Genomic DNA, 14583 nt, shown 5'->3' with positions numbered 1-14583 from the left:
GGGCGCCGGTGGCGCCGGGGAGGCGGGGGCGCCCGCGCCGGCCGCCGCGCCGGCGGCTCCCGCCCGCGCCGCCAAGCCCGCGCCGAGCGTCGCCCGGCTCGTCGGCAATCAGCTGCTGAGCCGTGCCGGGGCCGGCAAGGAGGTGCGCCGCTTCACCTTCGACACCCGCGACGTCGAGGGCGGGCCGCTGGACTACGCGGTGGGCGACGCGCTGGAGGTGCAGCCGACCAACTGCCCCGATCTGGTCGCGGAGTGGCTGGACCACACCGGTCTCGACCCCGCCACCACCGTCGAGGTCCCGGGCCTGGGCACGGTGTCGTTCGGCGAGGCGCTGCTGCGCCATCTGGACATCACGCGGATCTCCCCGAGCCTGCTGCGGCTGACCGCGGAACGCACCGGTGACCGGCTGCTGAAGAAGCTGCTGCGGCCCGACAACAAGGGCGAGTTCGCGCAGTGGGCCTGGAGCCGGCAGGCCGTCGACGTGCTCGCCGAACACCCGGTCCGGGCCGACGCCGCGGAGTGGGCCGGCGTCCTGCCGCGGCTGCGGCCCCGGCTGTACTCCATATCGTCGAGCCCGCTGACCGACCCCGGCCTGATCGATCTGACGGTCTCCGTCGTGCGCTACGAGAACCGCCACGGCCGCCCGCGCAAGGGCGTGGCCTCCACCTTCCTCGCCGACGCCGAGCCCGGCAGCCTGGTGCCCGTGTTCGTCCGCTCCGCCCCCCACTTCCGGCCGCCGGCCGACCCGGCCACACCGATGGTGATGGTGGGGCCCGGCACCGGCGTCGCACCCTTCATCGGCTTCCTCAACGAGCGGCGCGCCCGCGGCCACCGCGCCCCCAATTGGCTGTTCTTCGGCGAGCAGCGCCGCGCCACGGACTTCTACTACGAGGACGAGCTCGGCCGGCTGTGCGAGGAGGGGCTGCTCACCCGGCTGGACACGGCCTTCTCCCGCGACCAGCGCGCCAAGGTCTATGTGCAGGACCGGATGCGTGAGCACGGCGCCCAGCTGTGGTCCTGGTTGCAGGACGGTGCCCACTTCTATGTGTGCGGCGACGCGTCCCGGATGGCCAAGGACGTCGACCGCGCCCTGCGCGAGATCGCCGTGGCGCACGGGGGCCTGACGCAGGACGCGGCCGCCGGCTACGTCAAACAGCTCGCGGCCGAGAAGCGCTACGTCCGCGACGTGTACTGACCCGGGGTGGCGGCGCGCCGCGGCGTCCAGGGCCTCGGGCGCGCAGGCGTACGGCCGGAAGTCCCGCACCAGGTCCGTCCCGGCGGCGGTTTCCCGAACGGGCCGATCACCGGCATCGGCCGCAGGATGGAGGGAAAGGAGAGAGCGCTATGACCGCCACGACCACAGCCGCCACCGCTGCCGGCGTCCCGGCCGCCGGGGCGTCGGCCACCGAACCGGCGCCCGACGGGCCCGGCCCCGTCCCGAGCGGGCCGGAGCCGGTGCCGCGCGACCCGGTCCCCGCCGAGCCGGGTCCAAAGGAGCCGGGCCCACGACCCGAGGAACCGCCGGGTGGGGAACCGGAGGAGAACCCCGCCCCCGAGCCGCCCGACTGAAGCGGACCCGCACCGGGCGCCGCGCCGGGCCGGACCGCCGCGCGCCATGAGGGCCTGTCAGCCACCGGCGCCCGCCGCGCGTCGGCGGTACGGCGCATCCACGCCCCGGCCCGCGGTGCGGGTCCCTGACATGCGGACGGTCGGTGCCTGTGGAAACGTGGAATCAGCGCATGACCACCGGCGGGTCCGTGCCGGCGGCCGGGTTTCTCAAGTGAGGAGTGGACCATGGCCCCTCAGAAGCAAAACGTCGGCGGCTGGACGGCGTTCGCCGCCGTACTGATGATCTTCGGTGGTGCGATGGCCTTCCTGGAGGGCATCTCCGCAATCGCCAAGGACAACGTCTTCGTCACGACGCGGAACTACGTGTTCTCGTTCAACCTCACCGGCTGGGGCTGGATCCATCTCATCCTGGGCCTGGTCATCCTCCTCGCGGGCGTCGCGCTGCTGATGAGCGGTGCGACGTGGGCCCGCGTCCTCGGTGTCGTCCTCGCGGGGCTCGGGGCGCTCGCGAACTTCCTGTGGATCCCGTTCTACCCGTTCTGGGCCATCGTGCTGGTCGCGATAAACATCTTCATCATCTGGGCGCTGTGCGCGGGAGACCACCGGCATCCGGTGACCTGAGGCCGGGTACCCCGGGCGCCCCAGGTGCCCGCACACCGGACCAAGACCCCCGGTCCTCGCCGGACGGACATCCGTCCGGCGGGGACCGGAGTCCGTCCGCGCGGTGCGCCCGATCCCTCCCGGTACAGGTGATCCATCCCGGGATGTGTGCTTCCTCCGCCCCGTCTAGCATGGAGCCGACCGGCACCGATGAAGGCGGCCCCCATGCGTCCCACGGCGAAGTTCTCCATCAGCTTCGGCCTGGTCACGATCCCGGTCGCCGCGTACAACGCCACGGACAGCTCGGCGTCGGTCAGCTTCGTGCGCATCCACACGGCGGACGGCGGACGGGTGCGCAATCAGCCCGTGTGCTCGCTGGAGGGCGTCGAGATCCCCCCGGACGAGATCGGCCGCGGCTACCGGCCCGGCGACGGCGAGACCGTCGTACCGCTGAGCGACGACGATCTGGACGCGCTGCCGCTGCCGACCGCGAAGACGCTGACGATCCTGGCCTTCGTCGCCGGCGGTGACATCGACCCGCTGCAGATGGGCAAGGGCTACTACCTGGGTGTCGACAGCCCCGCCGCGGCCAAGCCCTATGTGCTGCTGCGCGAGGCGATGGAACGCCACCAGCGCGTCGGGCTCGGCAAGATCGCGCTGCACGGGCGGGAGACGCTGGCCGTGATCCGTCCTTTGGAGGGCGCGCTGGTGATGCAGGTGCTGCTGTGGCCCCACCAGATCCGCCCGATGGACGGGGTGCTGCCCGAGCGGCAGGAGAAGATCGCCGCCAAGGAGGTGGCGGCCGCCGAGGCCCTGATGGACTCCTACGGCGGGCTGTCCGAGGACGATGTGCACGATCACTACCGGGAGGCGCTCGACGAGATCGTGGCGGCGAAGCTGGCACATCGCGAACCGGCCTTCGAGACCGGCGAGGAGCCGCCCGCGGGCCAGGTGATGGACCTGATGGCGGCCCTTCAGGACAGCGTGCGCGCCGCCAAGCGGTCGCGCGGCGAGGAGGAGGGGTCGGGGCCCGCCGCGAAGAAGGGCGCGGCGAAGAAGCCGCCCGCGAAGAAGGCCACCGCCAAAGCCGCCGCCAAGAAGACCACCACCCGGGCCGCCTCCGGGACCGCCGGCAAGAAGACCGCCGCCAAGAAGCCGCAGGCCGCGAAGAAGACCGGGACCGGACGCGGCCGACGGGCCGGCTGAGCCACCGGGGCCGCGGCTCAGCCGCAGGAGGTGTGGGGCTTGGGCATCCTGCCGTCCAGCAGGAAGTCGTCGACGTACCCCTGGATGCAGGCGTCACCGGAGGCGTAGGCGGCGTGCCCCTCGCCGCGGTAGGTCAGCACCATGCTGGAGTTGTCCAGTTCACGGGCCATGTTGAGGGCGCCCTCGTACGGTGTCGCCGGGTCGTTGGTGGTCGCGACGAGCAGGAGGGGCGGCGCGTCGGGGGCCGCCACCTCGCGGGAGGAGTCGTCGCCCGCGGCGGGCCAGCCGTAGCAGTCCAGCAGGGTCGGGGCGATGTCCGGGCCGAAGAGCGGGGAGGCCCGGGTGAGTTCCTGCTCCGCGCGGGGGTAGTCCTCGGCGTCGTAGCGCTCCGAGGTGTCCCGGCAGGAGACCGCCCGCAGGGCCAGTTGGTCCTGCGGCGGCAGCTTGTCCCGGCCGGCCAGCCGCGCCGGGACCCGGGGGGCGCCGCCGGCCTGGCTGCCGCCGATGTCGCTCAGCCGGAGGATGCCGGCGCCGTCGCCGCGCCGCAGCTGCGCCAGCGCCTGCCGCAGCGCCGGCCAGTCGCTTCTGCTGTAGAGGGCCTCGCGCAGCGCGTAGACATAGGTGGTCTGGTCGACCGTCTTTCCCTTCACCGTCATCGGCCGGTCCCTCAACTGCCGGTACCAGTCGCGCAGTTGATCCTGGGCGTGGCGCCCGTCGGTGCCCATCGGGCAGTCCTTGGCCAGGATGCAGTCGGCGGTGAAGTCGTCCAGCGCCCGTTGGAAGCCCCGCGCCTGGGCCACCGCGGTCTGCCAGGTGTTCTTGGTCGGGTCCTCGACGCTGTCCAGGACCATCCGGCCGACCTTGTCCGGGAACTGGTGGGCGTAGACCGCGCCGAGCTTGCTGCCGTAGGAGAACCCCAGGTAGTTGAGCTTGCCGTCGTGGACCGCGGCACGCAGCACGTCCATGTCCCGGGCGACGTCGGGGGTGCCGACCCAGGGCAGCAGCCCGCCGGAGTACCGGCCGCAGGCGTCGTTGATGCGTTTCTCCTTCGCCGCCAGGGTGTCCTGGGCGCCCTGGGCGGGGGCGAGGTCGGTGCCGCAGGTGACGGGTTCGGTGCGGCCGGTACCGCGCGGGTCGAAGCTGACGATGTCGTAGCGCTGCCCCAGCCTGGCGAAGGCGCTCCCGTTGTCGATCAGGTAGTCCACGCCGGAGGCACCCGGCCCGCCGGGGTTGATCACCAGGGATCCGAGCCGCTCACCGGGGCCGGTGGCGCGCAGCCGGATCAGCTGGACCCGCAGCGTGGTCCGTGCGGGGTCGGCGTAGTCGCGCGGCACCTCCAGCCGGGCGCACTCCAGGCGTTGCTGATAGCCCGGCGGCTGGGTGGCGTCCTGTCCGGCCGGGCCGCTGCGCATGTCCTGTCCGCAGGGCTCCCAGGCGAGCCGCTGCTGGTAGAAGCGCGCCAGATCCGGGTCATCGACGGCCGTGGCGGCCGAAGTTCCCGCGAAGAGGGCGAGCAGCGCCGCCACCGCGCCCACGGCCGGCAGCCGCAGCGACGCCCCGCGCCGGCGAACACACCGCGCTCCCCCTACTCCCACACGAGACGGCGCACGGCGTGTTCCCGGCATATCTCCGAGCCTAGGGCCGTCGCACCTCTTCCGCACCGCGCGGCCGGCCCGCGGCAGGCCGCCCGGCCGGGCGGCCGGGTATCCGCGTGCCGGGGCCCGGCGGGCGGCGTAACGTCGGCAATGGTCCGCAAGGGCCGGCGGCGGCCCACGTGGCCGCGATGTCACAGCGGCAGCGGTGCGAAGGTGCGAGATGAGCGGCGGGACCGGTTCCGGCCCGGTGGACCGGGCCCTGCTCCAGGCGCTGCGGGACTCCGGGGCGTCCGCCGGGGGGCTGTATGTGCTGGCGCCCGACGAGCCGGTGCTGGAGCTGACGGTCATGAGCGGCATTCCGGCTCCGTTCCTGGACCCGTGGGGCCGGGTCGCCCTCGCGGCGCCGATCCCGGTCGCCGTCGCGGCCCGCCACCGGTGCCTGGTGTGGGCGAACGGCCCCCAGCAGCTGGCCCGTGACTTCCCCCGTACGGCGGTGGCCGTCCCCTACGACTTCTCACTGGCCGCGGCGCCGATCGGCGACGGCGACAGCAGCCGCGGAGCCCTCCTGCTGCTGTGGCCGGCCGGTCATCCGCCGCAGCTGTCGGCGGACGAGCGGGCGGCGATCGAGAGCGCCTGCCGGCGTCTGGCGGCCCTGCTGGCCGACCGTTCCGGTGCCGGTGACCGGGTGCCGCCCGGGGCGCCGCGCGTGCTGTCGCCACCGCCCGTGCGCCCCGTCGGCGCGCAGGAGGCCCTGGCGGCCGTCGACTACCTCGAACGTCTGCCGGGTGGCGCCTGCGCCCTCGACCTGGACGGCCGCATCACCCTCGTGACGACCGGGGCGGTGGAGCTGCTCGGCGAGCCGGAGAGCCGGCTGATCGGGGCGCGCCCCTGGGACGTCCTGCGGTGGCTGCGCGATCCGGTCTTCGAGGACCGCTACCGCGCGGCGGTGATCAGCCGCCGGCCGGTGTCCTTCACCGCCCGCCGCCCTCCGGACCGCTGGCTCACCTTCCGGCTGTTCCCGGACGGGAGGGGCCTGAGCGTATGGATCAACCCCGCGGGCACGGTGGACGACCCGCCGGCGCCCGTCGACCTCGCCGGGCCGGAGGCAGTGGTGCCGGTGCGCGCCGGGCAGATCTACCACGTACTGCACCTGGCCGCCGCGCTCACCGAGGCCGTGGGGGTACAGGACGTCGTGGACCTGGTCGCCGACCAGATCGTGCCGGCCTTCGGCGCCCAGGGCGTGCTCGTCTACGCGGCGGAGGGCGGCCGGCTGCGCACCATCGGTCACCGGGGGTACTCCGCCGAAGCCGTCGCCCACTTCGAAGGCGTCGCCCTCGGCGCCGCCAACAGCCCGGCCGTGCACGCCCTGGCCACCGGGGAGCCGCGTTTCTTCTCCTCCCCCGAGGAGATCGAGAGCCTCTACCCCGGTTTGCCGGAGCTGACGGGCAAGGCGGCCCGGGCCGTGCTGCCGCTGATCGTCTCCGGCCGCCCCGTCGGCTGCTGCATCCTCGGCTACACCCGGCCGCGCACCTTCAGCCGGGAGGAACGCCAGGTCCTGACCTCGCTGGCCGGGCTGATCGCCCAGGCGCTGGACCGCGCCCGGCTGTACGACACCAAGCAGCAACTGGCCCACGACCTGCAGGCGGGGCTGCTGCCGCACAGCCTTCCGGTGGTGCCCGGGCTCGCCGTCGCCGCCCGCTACCTGCCGTCGACCCGCGGGATGGACATCGGCGGCGACTTCTACGACCTGATCCGCCTCGACGAGGGCAGCGCCGCCGCGGTGATCGGTGACGTCCAGGGCCACAACGCGGCCGCCGCGGCCCTGATGGGACAGGCCCGCACCGCCGTACACGCCCATGCGACCGCCGGCGCCCCACCGGGCGAGGTGCTGGCCCGTACGAACCGGCTGCTGACCGACCTCGACCCGGACCTGTTCACCAGCTGCCTGTACGTCCACATCGACCTGCGCACCCGGCGGGCGTGTCTGGCCAGCGCCGGCCATCCGCCCCCGGTCCTGCGGCACCCCGACGGGCACGCCACGGTGCTGCAGGTCCCCCAGGGACTGCTGCTGGGCATCGACCCCGCCGCCCGGTACGAGGCCACCGAGGTCGATCTGCCACCGCGGTCCGTGCTCGCCCTGTACACCGACGGCCTGGTCGAGACGCCGGGGGTCGACCTGGAGACTTCCGTGGCCGGCCTCGCCCGGCGGCTCGACGACGCTCCCTGGCAGGGTCCCGACCGCCTCGCCGACGCCCTCCTGCGGGCCCGTCAGAGCGAGGCGGACCGGCAGGACGACATCGCCCTGATGCTGCTGGCCTCAGAGCCGGCCCGCCCGGACGTCCGGTCCTGACGTCCCTTCACCGCTGCGCTTCCACCAGCTCCTTGAACTGCTGGAGGTCGCTGCGCACGCCCCGCTCGATCGCGGCCGCCTGGGCGAACCCCTTCGGCCCGCCGAAGGCCTCCGTGACGGTGCCGGGCTCGTACTCGAACCGGGCCTGGAGCCTGGTGTGCTCCCCGTCGATCGGCTGCAGCGAGAAGGTACCCGCCAGCTCGGGGCCGCTCGTGGTCTGCCACTTGATCAGGTTGTCCTGGTCACGGTCGGTGATCTGGATGTCGAGCGCCTGGGACCGGCCGCCCGCGTCCACGTCGAGGTGCGTCAGTGCGCCCTCGGTACGCGCCTCGCGCACGCCGTCCACGAACCGTGGATAGGTCTCCGCGCGATGAAGGCATTCCCAGGCCGTATGGAGGGGGACGCCGATGTCGATGTGTTCTTCGAGTGTGCTCATCAGGCACCTCACTGCTCGGCTCACGGCTACGCGGTTACGTCTCCAGGGTGCTCCGGGCCGGGGCCGGAGGCGACCCGGGTCGGGCGGCTCGGGGCGAGCGGCAAAGGGGCGGCTCAGGGGCGAGCGGCTCAGGGGCGAGCGGCTCAGGGGCGTCTCGCGATCGCGATCATCGCGACGTCGTCGCCCAGGTTTCCGCCGGCGTACTGGAGCAGGTCGTGGTGGAGGCGGCGCACCAGTGCCGGCGGATCGGTCTCGCGCCAGGAGGCGACCCGTTCGACCAGCGGGTAGAACGCGTTGCCCCGGTCCCGGGCCTCGACCACCCCGTCGGTGTAGAGGAGGAGAAGGTCGCCGACGTCGAATCCGAACGTCTCGACCTCGTACTCGCTCTCCGATGGGGCACTGAGGCCCAGCGGAAGTGCGGGCTCGCGGACCTCCAGGGCGTGGACCCGGTCGTTGCGCAGCAGCAGCGGCGGCGGGTGTCCGCAGTTGACCATCGACAGGGCGGGGCAGTCGTAGTGGACGTCCATGACCAGCGCGGTCACGAAGGACTCCGCCGCTTCGGCCTCGCCCTCGGCGAGGTGGGCCATGTTCCAGTGCACGGAGTTGCCCAGGTGCGCCACGATGCCGGGCAGCGAGAGGTTGCGGTAGGCGGAGCCCTGGAAGGCCCCGATCAGCACCGCGGACTCGGCGATGGCGGACAGGCCCTTGCCGCGTACGTCGCCGATGACCAGGCGGATCGCGCCCGGTGCCGGTACCGCCGCGTACAGGTCCCCGCCGATCTGGGCCTCGGCCTCGGCGGCGATGTACGCGGACGCGATCTGCAGCGGTCCGATCCGCTCGGGCAGCGGCCGCATCAGGACGTGCTGGGTCGCGACGGCCACCGACTGCACCTGGCTCAGCCGCCGCTCGCGCCGGTCCCGCACGTACCGGAAGAACGTCAGGAACGCACCGATCACGATCAGGGCGGCGATCTGCGCCTGGTGGTTGGCGGTCATCAGCCCGCCGTGCAGATGGCCGACGACGATCTGCGCGGCCACGGCGAGGGCCGCGACGGCGCCGGTGAGAGCGGCTCCGGCGAAGGAGGCGGTGATCGCGGGCGCGGCGACCAGGAGCGGGCCCAGGTGGATGGTCGTCGGCGTATGGATGTCGATCAGCGTGACGGCGACGATGATCGCCAGCGGCACGGCCAGCAACCCGTGCTTCGGCCGCCAGGCGCCGCCGAACCGGGTGACACCGCGCCGGATGCTCATAACTCCTCTCTACACCTGTGACGACCACCGCGCCGAGCCCCACCGGCCGGTGATCACCGCGGTTCAGGTGCTGCGGGAAAAGCGGATGCCGCATCGACTGGCCGCGGGTAATGTGCGCACCTGCGTCACGCCTCTTACTTCACGTGCTCCTCGTGCTCCTCGTGCGCTCGCACTCGTACCACTTCAGGGAGGGTTTGATGATTCCGGAACTCGTCAGGACCTGGGCGGCCGGCTGGGCCGTCTCCCGCGCCACCCCGCCGCCGTCCGAGCGGCCCTGGGGGTGCTGTCTCGACGTGGGCAGGCCCGACCAGGTGGCCCGCCATGTCCTGCCCGAGGCGCATGAGGCGGCGGTACGTGCGGCCGCCGCCTCGGTGACGGTGCCGCACACCTGGCTCAAGGTGCCCATGGATCCGGACGGCATCGGCCCCTGGCTGCCCGCGGGGTGGGTGGTGGACAAGGGCGAGGCCGGCCATCTGATGGCCGCGGACCTGACGGCGACGGACCCGGTGGCGCCCGCGGGGTACACCGTGTCCCTGGAGACCCGCGCCGGCGTCACGTACGTCCAAGTGCACTCGGCGGACGGTGAGTTGGCGGCGCAGGGGCAGCAGGCGGTCCTCGGGCGGGCCGCGGTCGTCGACCGTGTCGTCACCCAGGAGGCGCACCGCCGCCGCGGCCTGGGCGGCCTGGTGATGTGCACCCTCGCGGACCACGCCGCGGCCGAGGGCGCGACCCTCGGCGTACTCGGCGCGACCGACGAGGGACGCGCGCTCTACGAGACCCTGGGCTGGAAGACCCACGCTCCGCTGGCGGCGTGCATCTATCGCCCGTAGGGCCAACTCCTCGGCCCGAGCGGCCCCGCGTGACCCCGCATGGCCCCGCTGGTCATCAGCCGCCTCCGGCACCGGGATGCGGAAGGGGTCGGACTCAGCAGAGTCCGACCCCACGGCGCCTGTTACTGCGTCAGACGAGTGTCACCGACCGCGTCAGTCGACGACCTTCCACACGATCGGCTTCACGTCCTCGCCGGTCCCGCCAATGCCCCACCGCACGTACAGCGGCTTGTTCTTGGGCACCATGTACACCTTGCAGGCGTTCTCGGTCATGCCCTTCTTGAACTGACCGGACTTCAGGTTCGGGTCGACGTTCGGGCACTTGTCGAAGTCGTCGAGCGTCGTCAGCCGCCCGACCTCCTGGTCCGGGGAGACCAGCGCGTCGCGCTTGGCGTCCCAGGTGGTGACCCAGGGCTCGGCGCCGCCCTTCGAGGTGTACGACATGACGAGGTAGTACGGCACCAGGTTCTTGGTGTCCGTGTCCTTGAGGTCGAAGCCCTTGAAGTCGTCCCAGGAGCCCTTTTCGACCTTCGTGGGCTTGATCTCCAACTGGGTGGCGCCGTCGTCGTCCTTGTAGGTCGCTTCGGCGGCCTCGTTCATGCCGAGCGCCTTGTCGAAGCCCTTGGACGCCGGGGTGTCGCCGGTGCCGCCGGCATCAGCGGCGCCACCACTCGTACCTGCGGAACCCCCCGTGCCCTGTTCACCGGTGGGCGCCGAAGACGACGCGGACGGCATGGGCGCGCCCCCCGGGTCTATGTCGTTGCAAGCAGTGAGCGCCAGCGCCAGGACGGCGGCCGAGGCGGCAGCCCGAGCGGTGAGTTTCGTACGCATGACGTGTCGTCCCCCATGATTGGAATCGCCCGTTCCAACGGGCGCGGACGACTATAACTTGCTGGTGAAAGCCCTGGTGGGGGTGGGGGTTCGGCCCATCGGACACCGGCGGACACAACGGCCGGACCGGACGATCCGCCCTTCGCTCACCGACCGCCTACGACCACTGGACCTTGGACTCGGTCATCCAGGCAGCGGGCGCGAGATCAGAGCACCCTCTCCCGTGACCGTCAGCCGTGCCTGACGGCCGCCCGGCGAGCAGTCGCGGCCGTTGGGGTAGGTGGGCTGCGGGGTGATGCCGATCTGTCGGTCGAGCACGGTGGCGCCCCGCTGGTTCTTGAACACCAGCCTGACGCGTATCGGCTTCCCCGGGAGGTCACGTACGAACGCGAAGCCGGGCCAGACAGAAGGCTCGGGAGGTCGGGCGGTCGTCGCTACCGGGCTCTCCGTGGCGGTCGCGGATTCCGTGGTCATCACGGGGTTCCCTGGAACCGCCGGGTCTACCGGCCGGATCCGCCGCAGCTGCAGCGCACGCTTGCGGCATACGCCGTCCCAGCAGGCCGTAAGGCTCGCGGTGGCCACCGTGTTCGCCAGTCGCGGGGGGACCTCGACCCGGATCCCCGCGGGCGTGTCCGTCAAGGTGCAGGGATGGGTGTCTCCCGCTGGGCCCCCGCACGCGCTCAGCAGCGCCAGAGCCGCCAGGGGTACCACCGTCCATCCGACGTTCCGCCTCACGCTGGCTCCTCTGCAACCGTCCGCGTCTTGATCACGGCCGCTCATGCTCGCACGGCAGCTGCCCCCAGCCGCTCGACCGGGCCCCTCTCGCGCGATCAGCCCGCCTGTTGTCGAGTGATCAGCTCCCTGTTGTCGAGTCAGGAGCATGAGCACAGCCAAGGCGACGGACTCCGCCGTACTGATCCGAGCGGCCCGTCGTCTCGTCTCCCTGATCGTGGTCGTGGGCGCGGTGCTGCTGCTCGGCGTCGCACTGTCGGGCATCCCCGCAGCTGCTCCTGTGTCATCCCGGATCAACGGAATTTCATCGTTATTCCAGCGGCGTCCGCCATGTTGGTGGGCCAGCGCGGGAACCGCGGGCACCGATCACGCCGCGAGGGAGGACCTGGCACGGATCCGGCCCGGCGGGACGACACGGAGGTACCACATGACGAGCATGAAGCGGCGGGACCCGTGGGGCACCAGTGGGCAGGCCGGCGCGCCACCACCCCCAGCCGGTGTGCCACCGCGCCCGGTCGGACCGCCGCCTGGGCCCGCCGGGCCACCGCCAGGCGCCGCCGGCCCCGGGGCCGGTTCCGGAGCATCGGGGGCGGGCGGGCTGCTTCGGGCGCTGCAGCCGAAGCGCCGGGCGGCGGAATCCGGTACGGCCTCCCTGCCTCAGCAAGCGGGTACGCAGCCGCGGCCGGACGCTTCACGGGGTGAAGGCGGGCGCGGCCTCCCAGGGCTGCTCCGTCACTGGCCGCTGCTCGTTGCCGCGGTCGTGCCCTGCCTGATTTTGGCCGGCATCGGATGGTGGCTATGGCCGGAGCAGCCGCCCGTCGGGCCGCCGCACATCGCCGCGGGCACCGTCCAGGCAGACCTCCTCAGCCCCGACAGCGTCAGCCGGGTGGCAGGGACGACGCTGGTCGCCGGCGCCCAGTCGGACCGGCCCGGCGCCCCGCTCAAGGTGTCGCCGTCGGCGTGCGCCGTCGCGGCGGGTCCGACGACCCAGTCGGTATACGGGGACGACTGGAACGCGTTCCTGTCGGCTACCTATCGGGACTCCGCTGCCACCGGCTCCTACACCGTGAACCAGGTGATCGGCGTGTACCCGGACCGCAAGGAAGCCGGCGCCGCCTTCTCGACCCTCACCAAGGGCCTGTCCAAGTGCCCGTCCTCGACGCGTACCGACCCGGCCGGCCGTACCTCGAAGTGGACGTACAAGGCGAACCCCGCCACGGAGGTCGCCGTGGCGTGGACGGCGGCTCAGGACGCCGCCGCGAACTGGTCCTGCGCCCACCAGGCCCGGGTGAACGGCACGAGCCTGATCCAGGTCTCGGTGTGCCAGGCCGGTGACGGCCAGGCGACCGTCTCGAAGCTCACCGACAACCTCGCCAAGAAGGTGAGCCGATGACCGCGAACCCGCTCAAGCCTCCTCCTCGCCGCCGAGGCATACTGCGGCGCTTCCTCCTACTGGTGCTGGTGGCGCTCCTGCCGGTCGTCGGCACGACCGCCCCGGCCACCGCGGCCATGGCGCCGACGGGCACCGTCACACCACTCGTTCCCTCCGGGGACGTCTCGGCCTCTTCGGCGACCCTCATACGGGAGGTCGAGGAGTTCAACCGTCGCGAGGCGGAGTTCGCGGTGCAGGCGAAGGCGTTGGTCGCCGAGGCGGAGCGGATCACCAAGAGGGCCGCGGCCCTGCGCGCCGCCACGTCGAGGCTCAACTCCAAGAGCACTTCCGTGAACCAGAAGGCCAGCAGCTTCAGCTCACGTGCGGCATCCCTGAATGCGAAGGTCAGGGCACACAACGGCAAGCCGCACACCTTCCGGCTGCCCGCGCAGGCCGCCGCGGCCGCTGCCTACGATGCCGAGGCGAGCCAGCTGAGAGCCGAGCAGGCCCAGCTGCGGAGCATGCAGAGCAGCCTGCAGAGCGAGCAGAGCCAGCTCAGGCAGGAACAGTCCGAACTCAGCTCGCAGAAGTCCGAGCTCACCGCCGCCACCTCGGCGCACGACGCGAAGGCCGCCGCACTCCGGAGCAAGGAACAGCAACTACAGGCCCTGGGGGCACGCTTGCTCCAGGAGATGGCCCAGGCCGTGCAGAGTCTCGACGCCAATCCGCCGGACCCGGCGGCGACGATGGACCAGGGCGGCGACGCCGCCAGCCCGCCGCAGTACCGCGACCAGGCGCAGAGCCAGGAAGCCGGCCTGGCCGACAGTCCGTCCAGGCAGCCGCAGGCCTCCGCCCTGGAGGCGTACGCCCAGCGGACCGGCACCACCGTGGACATGCGGCCGGGTACGGCGTATCTGACGCCTGAAGCGATTCGGCAGCTCCCCGCGTCGCAGGCAGCGCAGCTCGGCAGCCCGTCCACCACGTACGACGGTCTGGTCCGCAAGCCCAACGGGCGTTACAGGGCCCTCCGGGTGCAGGCGCCGGGGGCTACCGAAAGCCCGGGACAGAAAGCCTTCAAAAGGGCTTTGACGAAACAGGGTCGGCTCGTCGCCTACAACCAGGAGGTGAAGCTCATCATCGACGAGATCCAGGCTGTTCCGGGACCGGGGGCCTCGGACCCCGGGCCTGGTACACCGCCGCCTCGGCGGGACGGCAAGGCCGCCTGCCTCACCAAGAAGCCGGGTACGGCGAGGACCAGCGGCACCGGGTGGATCTCGAACACCAGCAAGGGCATCAAGCGTCACAACCTGACGGTGTCCAGCCGCCCCAGCACCCGGGCCGCCACCGCGGAGGCGTGCCTGACGAACCCCTTGGCGACGGGGACCGAGCCTGGTGGAGCCAATATCGCCGGCTGGCGGGACGCTCGGAAGATGCATCCCAAGGGCGACCTGGCCCGGTGCCATCTCATAGCCAACGTCCTGGGCGGACTCGGCGCAGGGAAGCCGAACTGGTCGAACCTCGTTCCGTGCTGGCAAATCGGGCTGAACATCAAAGGGGTGAGCATGCGGCACTACGAGATGGCGGTCCAGTCGGCGGTGGAGGGCCTGCCCGAGAACGCCGCCGTCCATTACGTGGTGGCTCCCTTCTACCGGACCGGCGACAGCACCATCCCGGAGGGTGTCACCATGAGCGCCGAGGTTCAGCTGCCCAACGGGGCCTCGTGGCCCGTCTTCAACGAGGTGAGCCTGCTGAACGTCCCCTATGACGGCGGGCCCAACCTGGGGAACTGAGCCCGGTCCGAGGCACGAGAGA

The 14583-nt window shown here is 72.3% G+C and carries 13 protein-coding genes; 8 read left to right on the top strand and 5 right to left on the bottom strand.

The features are described from left to right. The 4 genes from ACFWZH_RS12625 to ACFWZH_RS12610 form a co-directional block, all read left to right on the top strand. A partial coding sequence (locus ACFWZH_RS12625) for a sulfite reductase flavoprotein subunit alpha (RefSeq protein WP_384428580.1) occupies nt 1-1195 on the top strand: 1195 nt, incomplete at its 5' end. Between the two features lie 149 nt (nt 1196-1344). Continuing rightward, nucleotides 1345-1569 (top strand): hypothetical protein, encoded by a 225-nt coding sequence (locus ACFWZH_RS12620; protein ID WP_384428578.1) that lies wholly within the window; start codon nt 1345-1347, stop codon nt 1567-1569. A 225-nt stretch (nt 1570-1794) separates the two neighbouring features. Next, complete coding sequence (locus ACFWZH_RS12615; protein ID WP_384428576.1) at nt 1795-2190, top strand: hypothetical protein; 396 nt, start codon at nt 1795-1797, stop codon at nt 2188-2190. Nucleotides 2191-2394: 204 nt separating this feature from the next. Next, nucleotides 2395-3375 carry a Ku protein gene (locus ACFWZH_RS12610; RefSeq protein ID WP_384428574.1) on the top strand — a complete coding sequence of 327 codons (981 nt, stop codon included), beginning with the start codon at nt 2395-2397 and terminating at the stop codon, nt 3373-3375. Nucleotides 3376-3392: 17 nt separating this feature from the next. Here ACFWZH_RS12610 and ACFWZH_RS12605 read toward each other — a convergent pair whose 3' ends face one another. Beyond that, nucleotides 3393-4910: an alpha/beta hydrolase gene (locus ACFWZH_RS12605; protein WP_384428572.1), complete on the bottom strand. Its 1518-nt coding sequence runs from the start codon at nt 4908-4910 to the stop codon at nt 3393-3395. Nucleotides 4911-5190: 280 nt separating this feature from the next. Between ACFWZH_RS12605 and ACFWZH_RS12600 the strand changes: the two genes are divergently transcribed. Beyond that, nucleotides 5191-7320 (top strand): SpoIIE family protein phosphatase, encoded by a 2130-nt coding sequence (locus ACFWZH_RS12600; RefSeq protein ID WP_384428570.1) that lies wholly within the window; start codon nt 5191-5193, stop codon nt 7318-7320. Nucleotides 7321-7327: 7 nt separating this feature from the next. Here the strand turns inward: ACFWZH_RS12600 and ACFWZH_RS12595 are convergent, their stop codons facing one another. Continuing rightward, the gene (locus ACFWZH_RS12595) at nt 7328-7756 is read right to left on the bottom strand and encodes an SRPBCC family protein (protein WP_384428568.1); all 429 of its coding nucleotides are present in this window, start codon (nt 7754-7756) and stop codon (nt 7328-7330) included. Between the two features lie 143 nt (nt 7757-7899). After that, the gene (locus ACFWZH_RS12590; RefSeq protein WP_384428566.1) at nt 7900-9006 is read right to left on the bottom strand and encodes a PP2C family protein-serine/threonine phosphatase; all 1107 of its coding nucleotides are present in this window, start codon (nt 9004-9006) and stop codon (nt 7900-7902) included. A 197-nt stretch (nt 9007-9203) separates the two neighbouring features. On the opposite strand from ACFWZH_RS12590, the gene ACFWZH_RS12585 reads away from it, so the two are divergent. Beyond that, the gene (locus ACFWZH_RS12585) at nt 9204-9836 is read left to right on the top strand and encodes a GNAT family N-acetyltransferase (protein ID WP_384428564.1); all 633 of its coding nucleotides are present in this window, start codon (nt 9204-9206) and stop codon (nt 9834-9836) included. Nucleotides 9837-9989: 153 nt separating this feature from the next. Here the strand turns inward: ACFWZH_RS12585 and ACFWZH_RS12580 are convergent, their stop codons facing one another. Both ACFWZH_RS12580 and ACFWZH_RS12575 read right to left on the bottom strand, forming a co-directional pair. Then, entirely contained in the window at nt 9990-10667 is a 678-nt protein-coding gene (locus ACFWZH_RS12580) for a hypothetical protein (RefSeq protein ID WP_384428562.1), read from the bottom strand. Nucleotides 10668-10850: 183 nt separating this feature from the next. Continuing rightward, a complete protein-coding gene (locus ACFWZH_RS12575; RefSeq protein ID WP_384428560.1) occupies nt 10851-11141 on the bottom strand; it encodes a hypothetical protein in 291 nt (96 codons plus the stop codon). A 406-nt stretch (nt 11142-11547) separates the two neighbouring features. Between ACFWZH_RS12575 and ACFWZH_RS12570 the strand changes: the two genes are divergently transcribed. Together ACFWZH_RS12570 and ACFWZH_RS12565 are read left to right on the top strand one after the other, a co-directional pair. Continuing rightward, a complete protein-coding gene (locus tag ACFWZH_RS12570) occupies nt 11548-12792 on the top strand; it encodes a sensor domain-containing protein (RefSeq protein ID WP_384428558.1) in 1245 nt (414 codons plus the stop codon). Beyond that, nucleotides 12789-14561, top strand: coding sequence for a DNA/RNA non-specific endonuclease (locus ACFWZH_RS12565; RefSeq protein ID WP_384428556.1), 1773 nt, complete (start codon nt 12789-12791; stop codon nt 14559-14561). The genes ACFWZH_RS12570 and ACFWZH_RS12565 overlap by 4 nt, the downstream gene beginning before the upstream one ends. Nucleotides 14562-14583 lie beyond the last annotated feature (22 nt).

Source organism: Streptomyces sp. NPDC059008, from assembly GCF_042749045.1.
GTDB lineage: Bacteria > Actinomycetota > Actinomycetes > Streptomycetales > Streptomycetaceae > Streptomyces.
The sequence above is the reverse complement of the archived record's forward strand: the minus strand, read 5'-3'. Positions and strand labels throughout refer to the sequence as shown.

Coding starts and splice junctions, on each gene's coding strand:
- ACFWZH_RS12620 (WP_384428578.1), top strand. CDS start 1,345: ATGACCGCCACGACCACAGCCGCCACCGCTGCCGGCGTCCCGGCCGCC.
- ACFWZH_RS12615 (WP_384428576.1), top strand. CDS start 1,795: ATGGCCCCTCAGAAGCAAAACGTCGGCGGCTGGACGGCGTTCGCCGCC.
- ACFWZH_RS12610 (WP_384428574.1), top strand. CDS start 2,395: ATGCGTCCCACGGCGAAGTTCTCCATCAGCTTCGGCCTGGTCACGATC.
- ACFWZH_RS12600 (WP_384428570.1), top strand. CDS start 5,191: ATGAGCGGCGGGACCGGTTCCGGCCCGGTGGACCGGGCCCTGCTCCAG.
- ACFWZH_RS12595 (WP_384428568.1), bottom strand. CDS start 7,756: ATGAGCACACTCGAAGAACACATCGACATCGGCGTCCCCCTCCATACG.
- ACFWZH_RS12590 (WP_384428566.1), bottom strand. CDS start 9,006: ATGAGCATCCGGCGCGGTGTCACCCGGTTCGGCGGCGCCTGGCGGCCG.
- ACFWZH_RS12585 (WP_384428564.1), top strand. CDS start 9,204: ATGATTCCGGAACTCGTCAGGACCTGGGCGGCCGGCTGGGCCGTCTCC.
- ACFWZH_RS12580 (WP_384428562.1), bottom strand. CDS start 10,667: ATGCGTACGAAACTCACCGCTCGGGCTGCCGCCTCGGCCGCCGTCCTG.
- ACFWZH_RS12575 (WP_384428560.1), bottom strand. CDS start 11,141: ATGACCACGGAATCCGCGACCGCCACGGAGAGCCCGGTAGCGACGACC.
- ACFWZH_RS12570 (WP_384428558.1), top strand. CDS start 11,548: ATGAGCACAGCCAAGGCGACGGACTCCGCCGTACTGATCCGAGCGGCC.
- ACFWZH_RS12565 (WP_384428556.1), top strand. CDS start 12,789: ATGACCGCGAACCCGCTCAAGCCTCCTCCTCGCCGCCGAGGCATACTG.